12 protein-coding genes are annotated in these 17,075 nt (G+C 40.1%); all 12 read left to right on the forward strand.

Annotated features, from left to right (window positions below):
- The first annotated feature begins 1 nt into the window (after position 1).
- The 12 genes from WAA20_RS02710 to WAA20_RS02765 all read left to right on the forward strand — a co-directional run bounded on the left by WAA20_RS02710 (position 2) and on the right by WAA20_RS02765 (position 16,754).
- The gene (locus WAA20_RS02710; RefSeq protein ID WP_073388598.1) at positions 2-409 is read left to right on the forward strand and encodes a hypothetical protein; all 408 of its coding nucleotides are present in this window, start codon (positions 2-4) and stop codon (positions 407-409) included.
- The gene (locus tag WAA20_RS02715; protein ID WP_073388597.1) at positions 406-744 is read left to right on the forward strand and encodes a multidrug ABC transporter; all 339 of its coding nucleotides are present in this window, start codon (positions 406-408) and stop codon (positions 742-744) included. The genes WAA20_RS02710 and WAA20_RS02715 overlap by 4 nt, the downstream gene beginning before the upstream one ends.
- A 108-nt stretch (positions 745-852) precedes the next feature.
- Complete coding sequence (locus WAA20_RS02720; RefSeq protein WP_081373878.1) at positions 853-4,422, forward strand: GH25 family lysozyme; 3,570 nt, start codon at positions 853-855, stop codon at positions 4,420-4,422.
- A gap of 75 nt (positions 4,423-4,497) precedes the next feature.
- Positions 4,498-5,589 (forward strand): dTDP-glucose 4,6-dehydratase, encoded by a 1,092-nt coding sequence (rfbB, locus tag WAA20_RS02725; RefSeq protein ID WP_073388593.1) that lies wholly within the window; start codon positions 4,498-4,500, stop codon positions 5,587-5,589.
- A 25-nt stretch (positions 5,590-5,614) separates the two neighbouring features.
- Positions 5,615-6,496 (forward strand): glucose-1-phosphate thymidylyltransferase RfbA, encoded by an 882-nt coding sequence (rfbA, locus tag WAA20_RS02730; RefSeq protein WP_073388592.1) that lies wholly within the window; start codon positions 5,615-5,617, stop codon positions 6,494-6,496.
- Positions 6,486-7,253 (forward strand): hypothetical protein, encoded by a 768-nt coding sequence (locus WAA20_RS02735; protein ID WP_073388590.1) that lies wholly within the window; start codon positions 6,486-6,488, stop codon positions 7,251-7,253. The genes rfbA and WAA20_RS02735 overlap by 11 nt, the downstream gene beginning before the upstream one ends.
- A gap of 30 nt (positions 7,254-7,283) precedes the next feature.
- The gene (gene rfbC, locus WAA20_RS02740) at positions 7,284-7,850 is read left to right on the forward strand and encodes a dTDP-4-dehydrorhamnose 3,5-epimerase (RefSeq protein ID WP_073388588.1); all 567 of its coding nucleotides are present in this window, start codon (positions 7,284-7,286) and stop codon (positions 7,848-7,850) included.
- 26 nt (positions 7,851-7,876) lie between these two features.
- Positions 7,877-8,920: an ABC transporter permease gene (locus WAA20_RS02745; RefSeq protein ID WP_242951191.1), complete on the forward strand. Its 1,044-nt coding sequence runs from the start codon at positions 7,877-7,879 to the stop codon at positions 8,918-8,920.
- 61 nt (positions 8,921-8,981) lie between these two features.
- Positions 8,982-10,355 (forward strand): ABC transporter ATP-binding protein, encoded by a 1,374-nt coding sequence (locus WAA20_RS02750; RefSeq protein ID WP_073388587.1) that lies wholly within the window; start codon positions 8,982-8,984, stop codon positions 10,353-10,355.
- A 22-nt stretch (positions 10,356-10,377) separates the two neighbouring features.
- Positions 10,378-12,549 carry a class I SAM-dependent methyltransferase gene (locus WAA20_RS02755; protein WP_073388585.1) on the forward strand — a complete coding sequence of 724 codons (2,172 nt, stop codon included), beginning with the start codon at positions 10,378-10,380 and terminating at the stop codon, positions 12,547-12,549.
- Positions 12,497-14,608 (forward strand): glycosyltransferase, encoded by a 2,112-nt coding sequence (locus tag WAA20_RS02760; RefSeq protein WP_073388583.1) that lies wholly within the window; start codon positions 12,497-12,499, stop codon positions 14,606-14,608. Before WAA20_RS02755 ends, WAA20_RS02760 begins: the two co-directional genes overlap by 53 nt.
- Before the next feature lie 130 nt (positions 14,609-14,738).
- A complete protein-coding gene (locus WAA20_RS02765; RefSeq protein ID WP_073388582.1) occupies positions 14,739-16,754 on the forward strand; it encodes a glycosyltransferase in 2,016 nt (671 codons plus the stop codon).
- The last annotated feature ends 321 nt before the right edge of the window (positions 16,755-17,075 follow it).

A 17,075-nucleotide genomic window follows, 5' to 3' on the forward strand; every position in this document is an offset into this window, starting at 1 on the left:
CTTGAAAAAGAAAGTAGCGTTAAAAGATATACTTTTGCTGCAGCTCGCAGTTGGTATATACAGTATAAATACAGTAATAGGCGGCTTTGTAGGTAATTCGCTTAACGAAAACGGAGTTATGTCTGTAAAGACCATAGGTCTTTTGTTCTTTGAAGTTGTTGTACTTGGAGTATATGCAATATTGTGGCAGCAGCTTATTGGTAAGTTCCAGCTTTCAATTGCCTATGCTAATAAGGCAATGACCCTTTTGTGGTCACTTATGTGGAGTATAGTTCTTTTCCATGAAGACGTAACTGTTTATAAAATAATAGGCGTTATTATGGTAATGGCAGGAACTATCATACTTAATACCGATCCTACTGTTTCTGGTGAAGTAAAAAAAGAAGACAAGAAGGAGGAAGAAAGATGAGCTTTTACCTTCTTCTTGCAGTTGTCGGACAGATAATTGCATCATTTTCACAGGTTTTATTAAAAAAGAGTTCAGGAAAAGAGTATTCCTCTTTTATCAGACAGTATTTAAATGTCCTTGTAATATGCGGCTACGGAATGCTTGGAATTTCGATGCTCATATCCGTTGTATGCTATTCGGGACTTGAATATATGCAGGTTGTAATACTTGAGCCGATCGGGTATGTTATCGTAATGTTCCTTTCAAGATTTTTCTTTGGTGAAAAGATAACTGCAAGGAAAATACTTGGTATGGTGATCCTGCTTTCGGGAATCTTAGTATTTTATATGAGATGATAAGCAAAATAGAATGATTGAATTTTAGGTGTTAGAGGTTTAGGACTTTCCGGGGGAAGAGACCGGAAAGAGTGAGTGTTTAGTGCAAGGCAGCGAAGGAGTTAACTTATGAAGAAGCATCATAGCATTTTTGGAACCAAGAGTATACCGAATTATAGAAAACAACAATTCAGGAATCGAGGTAGTCGCAATGACCGTCGCATGGTTACTGATACTTCGGATGAAAATTATGAAGGTCGTAGCGATGTAGAACGTACCTATGAAGATCAGGGTTACGACGATCAGAACTACGAAGATCAGGGCTATGAAGACCAGGACTATGAGCCTGTTACAGGTGATTTAGAAAGCTTCGAAGATGGAGCGTTTACGGAATCTGAGGAGTATAATGGTACGTTGCCTGATGGCGACAGCGATCTTGAAAATGAAATATGTAATACCACAGAAGAAACATCAGGATCATATCAGAATATTGATGATACAGTCCTTATCAAGGCAGCTGTAGCATTAGAAAATGAAAAGGCTTCAAATACGGATTTTCCTATTGATTTTCTTGATGATGAGATTGCTGATGATTCAAGAGACTTTGATAACGAGTTTGAAGAGGATGATCAGGCTAGTAACGAAGATTATAGTGACGAATATGAAGAGGATTACGAGCAGGATCCTTATGAAGAATATGAGGCTGATGAATATGAAGAGTATTTAGAAGCTCAGGAAGAAGATCCTCTTTCAAACTGGGAATCAGGTGAACAAGGATATTATGGAGATGGCCTTGATATACCTGAAGAAGAATCTTTTGTAGGAAGCCAGGCAGAGCATGGGGCTGTATATGGTGGAGATTATGAAGATTTAGCCAGTGACCTTAGAGAAGAGGCTGAAAAGGAAGGCGTAAGAAAGGCATCTTCTGCAAGAACGAGTGAAGCGTCTGGAAGGCAGCGCTCTGGTAGAGGAAATAATTCGTCTCATCGCAGTTCGAGCAGACGAAATGGGCGTAGTACAAGGCCTATTCCGACGCAAAGAAGAAATGCAAGGCGCAGAAAGAAAAAGAATAATAATGTAATTCTTTTCTTAAAGAATTCAAGCACACTAGAAAAGATATCACTTGTTATCGGACTTATAGTGGTCATTACAAGCGTTGCGCTTGGAAGCCTTATCATTCGTACAAAAGCAAAAGCTGACGAGTTATCATCTTTTAGTAACATTGGATGTGAGATAAATGAGATGGAAGTTCCCGGAAGTTCGGGACTTGTAGCCGTTGCAGATGCTCAGGCAGCAAGACTTGCTGCAGCAGAAGCAGTATCTGAGGCAGCAACAGCGGCAACTTCTGAGGAAGAAGAAAAAGGCGTTAAAGTCAATCTTTCAATGGCTTCCATTAAGCAGGATCTTAAGATCAAGTTTTTGAACAGTGAGACTGCAAGACTTATTTCAGGAGTTCCTTTTGAAGTATCGATCAAAAAGCCTGACGGAACTACAACTACCTGGAAAGATGACGACAAGGACGGAATAATCTATCACTATGATATTCCTGCCGGTAAATATACAGTAACGATCATAGAGCTTTCAGGTGATCAGTACTCGGATTATGTTTTTAACACAACAAGTCAGACTATAGAAGTTAAGGAAACTATTGAATATAAGCCTGTTGATGTAAGTGACGAAGTCAAGGATGAGTCACAGGTTAATGTTGCGGCAGAAGATACTGTCGTTGAAGAAACAGTAGTTGAATCTGAGAATACAGATACAGTTGAATGGGTTGAATCTACTAAGACAGAGATTGGGTCAAGTGGAGAATACTCATATGAAGAGATAAAAAAAGATACGATCGTTAATCCATATTCTGCAAAGGGAATTACTGATGATGGACTTCAGCTCATAACAGGTACGGATTCAGAATCAGGTGATAACAATTCTCCTTCAGAAGCAAGTACATCAAGCCCGGCAGCTTCAACAACAGCTTCTACAAATAGTGGAAGCGGAAATGCAAGCACACAGAATAACAATGCATCCGGTGATAACACCTCCGGACAAGGCGGTTCAAATAATGACAACTCGGGTGGTAACGGCTCAAATACAGGAGGAACCACAGAGCAGCCTAAGACCTATACTTATGAACTTACGCCTACATCAGCTACTATAAAGGTTGGAGATACGGCTACCCTTACTGCAAAGACAAGTCATGACGGAATATCTGTGGCTTGGACGAGCTCAAATACAGCAGTTGCAACAGTTTCAAACGGTACAGTAACCGGTGTAAGTGCTGGTACAGCGACAATCACAGCTAATTTTAATAATGGTGAAAAGTCATTAACAGCTCAGATAACAGTAGAGAAAAAAGAATATACATATTCTATATCAAAAGAGACACTTTCATTAAAAACAGGTGCTACTGAAAAGCTTACTACAGAAACAAGCCTTGAAGATAAGACTGTTACATGGGCGAGCTCAGATGAAAAGATAGCAAAGGTTGCGGCTGATGGAACTGTAACAGCAGTAGCAGCGGGAACGGCGACTGTCACAGCGACATTTAAAGATGGAACCAAGAAAACCTGTACCGTTACAGTAACAAAGGGCGATGGTAAGATCGAACTTAGTTCTACCAAAGCAACTATTATTGCAGGAGGATCTGTTCTTACACTTACAGCCAAGGTTACAGGAATCACAGATACTACAGTTATCTGGAAGTCTTCAGATGAAAGCATTGCTACAGTAGATGGTGGTAAGGTTACAGGTAAGAAAGCCGGATTAGTAAAGATCACTGCAACAAGTAAATCAGATGCTTCAGTGACTGCAACTTGTGAAGTGACAGTCAAGGACGGAGCAGGCGAACTTAAGGATAAGAACGGAAATGTAGTATATGTATCAGAAAATGGAAGCTTTAGAAAAGCTACTGTAGCTGATTATGATAAGGCTACAAAATTCTTTATCCAAAAGGAAGGAAAGCTCTACAGCTACACTGGCTGGCAGACAATCGATGGATATACCTATTATTATGATAAGAACGGAAATTATGTAACAGGTGATCAGGTAATCCAGGGAGCCAAGTATTCATTTGGAGCTGATGGCCGCTTATCTACTGGGGCCGGAGTATTGGGTATTGACGTTTCGAAATGGAATGGTAGTATAGATTGGTCACAGGTAAAGAATTCTGGAGTATCTTATGTTATAATCAGATGCGGTTATAGAGGATCATCCACCGGAGCTCTTATTGAAGATCCGAAATTCAGGACTAATATTCAGGGAGCAACAGCAGCCGGACTTAAGGTTGGAGTATATTTCTTTACCCAGGCTGTATCCGATGTAGAAGCTGTCGAGGAAGCTTCGATGGTAATATCTCTTATTAAGGGATATAAGATAAGTTGCCCTGTTTTTCTTGACGTAGAAGCAGCTCACGGAAGAGCAGACGGAATCAGTGTTTCAACTAGGACTGCCGTTTGTAAGGCATTTTGTGCTACAATAAAGGGTGCAGGATATACAGCAGGTATATATGCAAATAAAACCTGGCTGAATAGCTATATAGATGCGCCATCTCTTACAGGCTATAAGATATGGCTTGCTCAGTATGCAGCAGCTCCCACATATTCAAGGACTCGTTATGATATGTGGCAGTATTCTTCAAAGGGCTCTATTTCCGGTATATCAGGAAGAGTCGATATGAATATCTCTTATATGGGATTTTAAGGACATAAGGGGCAATTCTACTAGGACCCCATAAAACTAAAATAAAAGATGCTAAATCGAAAGGAACTAATTAAAATGAGAACTTATCTTGTAACAGGCGGAGCCGGATTCATAGGATCAAACTATATTCACTATATGTTCAAGAAGTATGGTGATACTATCCGTATCATTAACGTTGATGCACTTACATATGCAGGAAACCTTGAGAACTTAAGCGACCTTGAATCCAACGATAACTACACATTCGTAAAGGCTAACATCTGCGATAGAGAAGCTATTACTAAGATCTTTGAAGAGAACGATATCGACCGTGTTGTACATTTTGCAGCAGAAAGTCACGTTGACCGTTCGATCGTAAATCCTGAGATCTTCGTTGAGACTAACGTTCTTGGTACAGCTACAATGCTTAATGCTGCCAAGAAGGCATGGGAGAACGAAGATGGAACTTTCAAGGAAGGAAAGAAGTTCCTTCACGTATCAACAGACGAAGTATATGGTTCACTTCCTGAAGATGGCGGATATTTCTATGAGACAACTCCTTATGCTCCTCATAGCCCATATTCAGCATCAAAGGCAAGTTCTGATATGCTGGTAAAAGCTTATATGGATACATATCATTTCCCGGCTAATATCACAAACTGCTCTAACAACTACGGACCTTACCAGTTCCCTGAAAAGCTTATTCCACTTATCATTCACAATGCGCTTGAAGGAAAGAAACTTCCTGTTTATGGCGATGGTAAGAATGTTCGTGACTGGCTTTATGTTGAAGATCATGCTAAGGCTATCGATATGGTTCAGGAACAGGGCCGTCTTTTCGAGACATACAACATCGGTGGACACAATGAGAAGCAGAACATCGAGATCGTTAAGACTATCATCGATATCTTAAAAGAAGAGCTTGCAGAGGATGATCCAAGAAAGGCTCACCTTACATATGATCTCATCACATATGTTGAAGATCGTAAGGGTCATGACAGAAGATATGCTATCGCACCTGATAAGATCAAGGCTGAGATTGGCTGGGAGCCTGAGACAATGTTCAAAGAAGGTATCCGCAAGACAATCAAGTGGTACTTCGAGCATCAGGAGTGGATGGAGCACATCACTTCAGGTGATTATGAGAAATATTATGATGGCATGTACAGCAAGAAGCTTGCTGACTGATCATTGTAAATAGAGAGGACCGAAAATGAAAGGTATTATTCTTGCCGGAGGTTCCGGCACACGTCTTTATCCTTTAACTAAGGCTGTATCAAAGCAGATCATGCCTGTTTATGACAAGCCAATGATCTATTATCCGTTATCAACTCTTATGCTTGCAGGCATCAGAGATATACTTATCATTTCTACACCAAGAGATCTTCCCGCATTTAAGGAACTCTTTGGCGATGGATCACAGCTTGGTCTCAATATGAACTATGCAGTTCAGGAGCAGCCAAGAGGTCTTGCTGATGCATTTATCATCGGCGCTGACTTTATCGGTAATGATTCAGCAGCACTGGTACTTGGAGACAATATCTTCTATGGTCAGAGCTTTTCAAAGGTACTGCGTAACGTATTTGAAAGACATAATACTCCTGGTTCAGGAGCAACGATCTTTGGATACTATGTAAGAGATCCAAGAGAATATGGCGTTGTAGAATTTGATGAAAACGGTAAGGCTATTTCAATCGAAGAAAAGCCTGAAAATCCAAAGTCAAATTATGCAGTTCCTGGTCTTTACTTCTATGACAACGATGTAGTAGAGATCGCTAAGAATGTAAAGCCAAGTGCCAGAGGCGAGATTGAGATCACAAGTATCAATAACGAGTACCTTAGTCGTGGTAATCTCTATGTTGAAACTCTTGGAAGAGGTTTTGCATGGCTTGATACAGGTAATCATGATGCACTCCTTGATGCAGCAGACTTTGTTGCAACATTCCAGAAGAGACAGGGACTTTATATCTCCTGTATAGAAGAAATAGCTTACAAGAGAGGCTTTATTGATAAGCAGCAGCTTTTAAATCTTGCTGAGCCGCTGATGAAAACCAATTATGGTAAATATCTCATCGAGGTAGCTAATGGACTCTAAAGTCATGAAGCTTGCAATGGCGGTCTTTGTAGCACTTATCGCACTTATACTTATCATTATATATGCGTCAAATGCTGATAAGATCAATAGTTTCCTGAATGGTTCCGCTTCAGATTCCAGTAATGGATCTGTGGCAGAACTTTCTGCGGCCCAAAATGGTCAGATAGGAAACAACTTGCATGGATTTATGGCACAACAAGACTTCTTTGATGAACCTGACTATCTGGCCAGTATATATTCTACTGATGTTACGGCGCTTACAATGGAAATAAAGCCCGGAGAAGGTCAGATACAGATAAGCATCAAAAACGGACGCGGAGGACTTGAAACAGGAGAGAAATTCGCAGTCACTATCACCAATATGGACAATGAAGAAGACGAGAATGTCTATATTGATGAAGACAGAAACGGTCAGATTCTCATAGAAGATCTTGAGATAGGCTCGTATGTTGTTAGCCTCAATGAAAAAGAAGGCTATCATGTTCCTTCAAATGGAATAGTAGTACGAGTTACAAAAGAAAGCGTTGATATAATAGAGATCAACGGAACAAGAACAGGTGTTTCTACTGAAGAAAGTTCAGAGAATGGCTCATCCTTATCAGAAACATCCACGCCGCCAGGACAGGCGGGAGCTTCGGGAGATAATGTCGCTCCAACACCTGTAAGTCCTGACGGAACTACTCCCAGCACAACCAATGATGCAGGGCTTGATTCTTCGGCTTCATCCATGAGAGCCGGGACTCTTGAAAATAATTGATTTTTTATTTGTAGTAAGGGGAACATTTACATGGGACAGATTAGTGTTGAAAATTGCGGAGATATAGAAGGGCTTAAGATCATCACCCCTACAGTTCATGGTGATAACAGAGGCTACTTCATGGAGACTTACAATAAGCGTGAGTTTTTTGAAGCAGGAATAGACGTTGAATTCGTTCAGGATAATCAGTCTGCCAGTAAAAAAGGTGTTCTTAGAGGACTTCATTTTCAGAAGAATTTCCCACAGGATAAGCTCGTAAGAGTAATTAAAGGTGAAGTTTTTGACGTTGCAGTAGATCTGCGTGAAGGTTCCAAAACTTTTGGAAAGTGGTTTGGCGTAGTCCTTTCTGAAGAGAACAAGAAACAGTTCTTCATTCCTAAAAATTTTGCTCATGGTTTTTTAGTTCTTTCTGACTACGCAGAGTTTTGTTATAAATGTTCAGATTTCTGGCATCCCAATGATGAGGGCGGTCTTTTATGGAACGATCCTGAAATAGGCATAGAGTGGCCTTTATGGGAAGGTGCTGAACTTATTTTCTCAGAAAAAGACCCTAAGTGGGGTGGAATTGCACAGTACAAAAAAGAGAGAAATCTTTAAAAATAAACTTATTTGAGGATCTTAGCTTGAACAACAAAGAAAAGACAACGCTGGGGCAGCGCCGTCTGCCGGGAATAGGTAAACTGCCTAAATGGGCAGGAATCACTATTTTCCTGGCATGTGCAGTAGCTTTGGCACTTATTATCGTACTTCATTATAATCCTGGAGCTGATCAGGAGACTGAGAGGCTGAAAAAAATCTGCGCCTGTACGCTGATAGCGCTCAGTTGCGCGGTTTTTTCGGTTTATTACGACAGGGTTATGGTAGTTCCTCTGGAACTATGGAATAACAGACAGCTTATATGGCAGATGTCTGTTAATGACTTCAAAAAAAGATATGCAGGATCATATCTTGGCGCAGTATGGGCCTTTACACAGCCGGTTGTTACCGTGCTTATGTACTGGTTTGTATTCGAGAAGATATTTGGAATGAAAACTGAAATAGCAGGTCGAGGTCTCGATGTGCCGTACGTAGTATTTCTTATGGCAGGTCTTGTTCCGTGGTTCTATTTTACGGAAGGCTTATCCAACGGAACTACATCACTACTTGAATATACATATCTTGTAAAAAAAGTCGTATTCAAGATCAGTATTCTTCCACTCATAAAGATAATAGCAGCTACATTTACACATTTGTTTTTCTGTCTCTTGCTTGTAGGAGCAGGCTGGATAGCCGGATTTACTCCAAGCTTATATACTCTGCAGATTTTTTATTACATGTTCTGCGAGTTTATGCTTATGCTTGCTATCTCCTTTGCAACAAGTGCGATACAGGTATTTTTCCGTGACCTTATGCAGATAATAAATATCTGTCTTCAGATCGGACAGTGGGCTACTCCTATATTATGGAACCTTGATTCGGTAGTCCCTGACTGGCGTATGCAGTGGATCATAAAGCTTAATCCTATGACTTATATTGTTAATGGTTATAGAAGCTGTATCTATGAAGAGAGATGGTTCTTTGAGCATTTCTATTCATCAACCTATTTCTGGATCGTTGTTGTTGGAATATTCTGTATAGGTTCACTTGTGTTTAAACGCTCAAAGATTCACTTTGCAGATGTATTGTAATGTGAGATTATTCAGGAGTCATACTGCCTGGTTATTACGAAATACTTGAATGGAGATTAGTATGTCAGAACAAAGAGAGGTCGCGATAGAGGTCAAGAATATCACAAAGCTCTATAAGCTTTATGATAAGAACTCCGACCGGCTCAAAGAGGCGCTTGGACTTACAAAACAAAAGAAATACCATGAAAAGCTTGCGCTTAATAACATAGATCTTACTGTACACAGGGGTGAAACTGTCGGAATCATTGGAACCAATGGATCAGGCAAGTCCACTCTTCTTAAGATCATTACAGGTGTCCTTACACCTACTAACGGAACAGTTAATGTTAATGGCCGTATTTCAGCCCTTCTTGAGCTGGGCGCGGGTTTTAACATGGAATATAACGGAATAGATAATATATATCTGAATGGTATGATGATCGGCTTTTCAAGAGAAGAGATCAAAAGCCGAATGAATGCCATATTGGATTTTGCAGATATCGGAGAGTATGTATATCAGCCCGTTAAGACCTATTCAAGCGGTATGTTTGTCCGTCTTGCATTTGCTCTTAATATAAATATTGATCCTGAGATACTTATTGTTGACGAGGCACTTTCTGTTGGAGACGTTTTCTTCCAGGCTAAGTGCTATCACAAGTTTGAAGAGTTCAAGAAGCAGGGTAAGACTATCCTTTTCGTATCTCATGATCTGTCCAGCATTAGTAAATACTGCGACAGAGCAGTTCTTATAAACCAGGGAGTAAAGCTTGGTGAAGGAACTCCCAAAGAGATGATCGATATCTACAAGCAGGTTCTTGTAGGCCAGTACACTCCAACAGAAAATAAGGAGCAGGCACTTAACCTTCTTGAAGACGAAGATATCAGAAAGCGTGCCGGAGAAGATGCTGATGAAGCAGATTCCAAAGTTGGCACACCAATGGAAGACAGACATAAAAAGGGCAAGAATTCCGCAAAGCCTGAGCCTTCTCAAAATGACATGGTGGGAAAAAATCCTAATGTCCTTGAGTATGGTGATGGAGCAGCACAGATCAAAGATTATTTTATTACTGATAAAAATGGTAACAGAGTATCTTCAGTTCAGAAGGGCGAAGAGTGCTCGATCCATATGTCAGTAGAATTTACAAAGGATTGTCCTGCACCTATTTTTGCATTTACACTTAAGAATATCCTTGGAATAGAAATAACCGGTACCAATACAATGTTTGAGAAAGCTTTTCTGTCACCTGTGAAAAAGGGGGACCGAAAGAATATCACATTCACGCAGAAGATCGATCTTCAGGGTGGTGAGTACCTGATTTCTTTTGGTGTAACAGGATATGAACAGGAAAATTTCACTGTATATCATAGACTTTATGATGCACTCAATCTTACTGTTATCTCAGACAAGAATACAGTCGGATATTATGACATGAATTCAAAGGTAAGCGTTGAGTAAAGAACAATTGGGAGGAATGGGTATGGCGCAAGATGTCAAAATCGGAAATGTAACACTTAAGTTCGACCGCTATAAGGGGATGGATCTTTACTGCGATGGACAGATTGAAGATGAACTTCTTGATATTGTTCAGAATAACGATCCCTCTGAATTCCCAAGAATCATAGAAGAAAAAGGCAGCTGGCCTGTTCTGTATCATCTGTCAGAGCAGCGCAGCAATATTATAGAGTGGATTCCCATGTCAGGATCAGAAAAGGTCCTTGAAGTGGGATCAGGATGCGGTGCCATAACAGGAAAGCTTTCTGAAAAGGCCGGATCCGTTACCTGCGTTGATCTTTCCAAGAAAAGAAGTGAGATCAATGCTTACAGAAATAAGAACTGTGATAATGTAACTATTCATGTTGGTAATTTTAAGGATATTGAACCGGATCTTCCAAATGATTTTGACTATATTTTCCTTATAGGTGTTTTTGAATATGGCCAAGGTTATATAGGCGGAGAATACCCTTACGATAACTTCCTTAAGATGCTCAAAAAGCATCTCCATGCAGGTGGCCGTATTGTTATTGCAATTGAGAACCGTATGGGACTTAAGTATCTTGCAGGATGCAGGGAAGATCATCTTGGAACATATTTTTCAGGAATTGAAGGCTATAATTCTGACAGCGTTGCCAAAACCTTTACAAGAAACGGCCTCATTCAGATATTCAAAAGATGCGGTATAAATAATTACCATTTCTATTATCCGTACCCTGATTATAAGTTCATGACCATGATGCACTCGGATTATTACCTTCCGGGACTTGGTGAACTTAATGATAACGTGCGTAATTTTGACAATTCACGCATGATTCTTTTTAACGAGAAATATGCCTTTGACGGGCTTGTAAAAGACGGAATGTATCAGGATTTTGCAAACTCTTTCGAAGTTATTATTGGTAATGAATTTCCAACTGTTTTTTCAAAGTATTCAAATGACAGAGCTTCTGAATTCAAGATCCGTACAGATATCTGCATAGACAGGGCTGGCAGAAGAGTTATCAGCAAGGCTCCTCTATGCGCTGAATCTGTAGACCATATAAGCAGCATCAGAGATGCCTATGAAGCATTAAAAGAGCGTTACAGAGGCGGAGATCTTGAGATCAATGACTGCCAGATAGATGAGAAGAGCGGCGTTGCAACATTTTCCTTTGTTAATGGCGAACCGCTTTCATCTCTCATGGATAAATGCCTTGCAGGTGATGACCTTGACGGCTTTGAAAAGCTCTTTAAAGAATATCTTCGCAGGATTTCCTATAACGAGGAAATGGAAGTATCCGATTATGACCTCATATTCAATAATATCTTGGTTAACGGACCTATCTGGACTGTTATTGACTATGAATGGACTTATGGAAAGAGGATCCCTACTAAGGAAATTGCCTTTAGAGCTTTGTACTGTTATCTTGAAGAAGATGAAAAGCGTAGAAAGATAGGCGTAGATAAGTTCTATAAGGAACTTGGTCTTACTGAAGAAGAGGCCAATGACCTTCTCGAAGAGGAAGCCGGTTTCCAGAAATATGTAACAGGAAATCGTATGTCCATGGTAGAGATCTGGAAGAAGATCGGTCAGAAAGCTACTGTTCCTCAGGAACTCCTTCCGCCTCCGGAAGTGCCTGAATTTAATCCGGAAGCTATTAAGCTTTATTATGACTATGGCCAGGGATTTTCTGAAGAGAATTCAGAAGAGCTTGATACTGAGTATGACAAGAATGGTAAAGCAGCTATTGAGCTTGAGCTTGATGATAATGTTGTAAAGCTTCGTCTTGATCCGGTATCTCATCCTTGTATTGTGTCACTTACAAATGTTAAGTGGAATGATGAGAAGATCCGTGATGATAATGATGCTCTTCAGATACATCCAAATGGTGCATGGCTTTCTGATGAGAGTATTGTATTTGATTCTGATGATCCATGGATCGAATTTGATTTTACTTCTGAGAACCTTAAAAAGAGAGCTGTTAACAGAATGAATATAAGACTGTCCATGTCTACTATTCATAAGAAACAGGCTCAGGATCTGGTTTCATATCAGTATGCAGGATCCGATGAGGATGAAAAAGAAGGTAAAGGACTTGGAAAGCTGAAAGGTTTATTGAAAAATGGGCTTAAAAAAGATGGTACGTTCGTACCTGACCGCAAACGCAAAGCGTAAACACGAGCTTGCCGTTCGCAAAATGACCTTTCATTATGACGATTATATTGAAGAGGTTGAGAACGAAAAGCCTGAATTTAGCGGTGATCAGAAAATAACAACTGTATTTTATGATGAAATAGTGTCTAAAGGATCAGGTAACAGATCTGCATTTCATAAGGCGGTGGATAAAGCCTTGGATGATGACATTATCATCTTTTGCCGCAAAGAAGGAAGACTGTTTAAATATGCCAAAGAGCATATCGCAAATGCATTTAAAGAAAATGCTGATATAAAACTTCTTTATGCTGACGAGGATGAAGTGGGCGATAACGGCGCCCCAAAGAATCCTTATTTTAAGCCTGACTGGTCACCGGATTCATATCTTAACGCGTTTTATATTGGCAGTATATTTGCAGCTAAGGCTTGCCTTGTAAAAAAGGCATTGGAAAATATTAATACTCCCCTTCAGATGCCTTGGGAAAATAAGCCTTCGCTTGATCATGAGAGTATGGTTCCCTGTGACAGATTATTTGGTCACATGGCTTTAATTGAAGGCGGCTTTGAAAAAAGAGATGGGATGAACTTCCCTGTATATCACTTGGAGCAGGTTCTTTTCCATAGAGAAGCTGGAGCAGATCTTTTCCTTGGAAGACCTTTCCATTGTGAAGAACATTGTATAGAATCGCCAGTAAAAATATCGATCGTTATCCCTTCGAAAGACCATCCTGAAGTCCTGAGACAGTGTCTTGAATCACTTGTGAAGTTTGGAAGCGGATCTAAGAACGTTAGCTATGAGATAAATGTTGTTGATAACGGAAGTAGCGAAGACAATAAAAAGGAATACGAAAGTCTTGCAGAAGAAATAAGAGAAAAGGGAAGTAAGGCAGGCGAGCTTACAGATATTCGCTATATATATGAGCCAAGAGACTTTAATTTCTCTTATATGTGCAATCTTGGAGCAAGGAATTCGACAGGAGACTTAGTTCTTTTCCTTAATGATGATATAGAGATCGTAGGCGGAGACTGGCTTAGAGAGCTTTCATATTATGCAGGGCTTCCGCATGTAGGTGCAGTTGGATGTAAACTTTTGTATCCTTCCGATTCTGAACTTAATCCGGATGGAAGTCTTATCCAACATGCAGGTCTTACAGCTATTCATATAGGACCTATGCACAAGCTCCAGCGCCTTTCTGATACAAAGAAATGGTATTTTGGAGCTAATAGGGGAGCGCATGACATGTGCGGCGTTACTGCGGCGTGTCTTATGATCTCTAAAGATAAGTTCGATGCCATTGGCGGATATTATGAAGGTCTTGCGGTAGCATTTAATGATGTTGACCTTAACTACAGGCTCTTAGAAGAGGGATATTATAACGTCTGCTGTAATTATTTTAATCTTGTTCATCATGAATCTCTAAGCAGGGGCGATGACAATGCTGATGCCAAGAAGACTGACCGCCTCATGAAAGAGAATGATACACTTATGCAGCGTCATATGCATATGTATGCAAGAGACCCCTTCTATCACAAGGCCCTGGTCAATGATGACGTTGCTCAGGATTATGATATGGCAGATCCAACGCTCCTTCACCCTGATGAAATAGAAAGTAGTAATGCTGTTTTTGTAAGCAGTGGTTATCCTGAAAGCTGGAACAATGAATGCGTCTGGTTTAGAACGGATTACATCGGCTCCTTAAGCAAATGGAACAAGATGTACTATAAGGGCAGAAAAGAAGAACCTGTTAATAACACAGGATATTTTATAAAAGGCTACAGCTTTGTAATAGGCTCTGATAATGCTCTTTTTGGAAGAACCCTTCTTTTGAGACGTGTTAACAGTTCAGATGACCTTACTCCTGTAGAATCAGGCGTGTATTCTTTTAAAGTACATGATATGCTTAGAGAGGATGTAGAGAAGAATCTCAAGGACCAGACGGGCGTTGAGATAACAGGCTACAGAATAAGAATAGAGGATGGAATTCTTCCATCCGGAACCTACCAGGCAGGAATGCTCTTTAAGGATATGACTTCAAGAACAAGAGTCATGAACTGGGGCACTAAGACCATGGAAGTTTAAGAGGAAAGAAAACTAAACAGGTGTACCTTTTTTTGATGTGCGCTGGTGACAGTTTTTAAAATAATAAAACAGTGAAGAATAGTAAGAGAATTAAAGAAGACGAATAAAGAAGAATAAAGAGGCACAGTAATTGGAAGACAAACAGTTTGATTATAAAAGTGCATATGAAAGCGAGCGTTTAAAAACAGCAGATCTTTCTGAAAGAATAGCAAAGCTCGAAGAAGAAAGAGATGAAGCCTTAAGAAAACTTGATAAGATCAAGGGTAGTAAGCTTTGGGCATTATCAAGTCCTTTCAGAAAGTTCTATCATTACGTTAAGCGCCAGAATACCAGGGTTAAAAACCTTGGGTCTATCAGAGGAATCATTGCAAAGATCGGATATAAAAAGCGTGAACGAAAGGCAATGAGCCATTTTGGTACAGCAAGTTTCCCTGATGAAGCTAAAAGACTTGAGCAGTCACAGACTGTTTTTCCAAATATGGTCAAAGTAAGTATTCTTACTCCTGTATATAATACGCCGGAGAAGTTCCTTAGGGATATGATAGAGTCTGTTATGGATCAGACTTACCAGAACTGGCAGCTCTGCCTTGCAGATGGATCTGACGATGATCATGCTTACGTTGGAGAGATCATCAAAGAGTATCAGGCCAAGGATGGCAAGGGACGTATTGCTTACCAGAAGCTTAAAGTCAATGACGGTATTTCAGGTAATACCAATGAATGCCTTAAGATGGCTGACGGAGAGTACATAGGTCTTTTTGATCATGATGATATTCTTCATCCTGAAGCTTTGTATGTATATGTCAAAGCTATAAATGAGCAGGGCGCCGACTATATCTACTGCGATGAGACAACTTTCCATGGAAACAGCATAGACCATATGGAAACTATGCATTTTAAACCTGATTATGCAGTAGATACACTTAGAGCTAATAACTATATCTGTCACTTTAGCGTATTTAAGAGAACTCTTCTTGATGGAACCGAGCTTTTCCGTAAGGAATTCGACGGAAGCCAGGATCATGACATGATCCTCCGCCTTACAGATGAAGCAAGGAACATTGTTCATATTCCAAGGATCCTCTATTATTGGAGATCACATGCAGGTTCTGTTGCATCAGGAATCGAAGCTAAGACCTATGCCATAGAGGCAGCCAGAGGAGCTGTTGCTGATCACCTTAGAAGGCACGGCTACAAGCATTTCAAGATAACAAGTACTAAGGCTTTTGAGACTATCTTCAAGATCTCCTATGAGATCGAGGGTAGACCTAAGATATCAATTGTTATTCCTAACTGTGATCATGTAGATGATCTTAGAAGATGCATTACATCTATCAAAGAAAAGTCTACATGGGATAACTATGAGATAATCGTTGTAGAGAATAATTCTAAGACTCAGGAAATAAGAGACTATTACAAAGAGCTGGAAAAAGAGCCATGGGTATCTTTTGTCAAGGTCGTGGACTTTGGAAAGCACGAGAAGTTCAATTATTCAGAAGTTGTGAACTTTGGAGTGGCTCATAGCGATGGCGACTACATTGTTCTTCTTAACAATGATATCCAGATAATTACAGTTAACTGGATGGAAGAGCTTCTTATGTACGCTCAGAGAGCTGATGTTGGAGCTGTTGGAGCCAAGCTCTATTTCCCTGATAGAAAGATCCAGCATGCCGGAGTTATCCTTGGACTTGGAGCACACAGAACAGCAGGCCATTCTCATTACGGAATGGAAGGAACAAACCTTGGATATATGGGACGCCTTTGCTATGCTCAGGATATGAGTGCAGTTACAGGTGCATGCCTTATGGTATCTAAAGTTAAGTACGATGAAGTTGGTGGTCTCGATACATCTTTTGCCATATCGCTTAATGATGTTGATTTTTGCTTAAAGCTCAGACAAAAAGGCTATCTTAATGTATTTACTCCTTTTGCAGAGGCTTATCATTTTGAATCCGCTTCAAGAGGTCTTGATGACTCAGGAGAAAAGCTTGAACGCTACAACAAGGAGTCTGAACAGTTCAGGACTAAGTGGAAAGAGGTCCTTGAAAAAGGAGATCCTTACTACAACAAAAACTTCACACTGGATCGAAGCGACTTTTCAGTCAATGTAGACGGTCAGGGAGATACAGTACTTGGAGACCACTGATAGAACAGGTTTGTTTCGACTATATCAAAGATTTTAATGTATGACTTCTTAAATGTAAATTACAGAAACGCGCATTTACTGCGTGTTTCGTGATTCGATGAATCGGTTGGCAATAGAGCCTTCGACGAAGTCGAACTCAATTGGCTCTATTGCTGCATTTTTGAATCTATGATTCAAAAATGTATGACTTCTTAAATGTAAATTACAGAAACGCGCATTTACTGCGTGTTTCGTGATTCGATGAATCGGTTGGCAATAGAGCCTTCGACGAAGTCGAACTCAATTGGCTCTATTGCTGCATTTTTGAATCTATGATTCAAA

The organism is Butyrivibrio fibrisolvens, assembly GCF_037113525.1.
Lineage (GTDB): Bacteria > Bacillota > Clostridia > Lachnospirales > Lachnospiraceae > Butyrivibrio > Butyrivibrio fibrisolvens.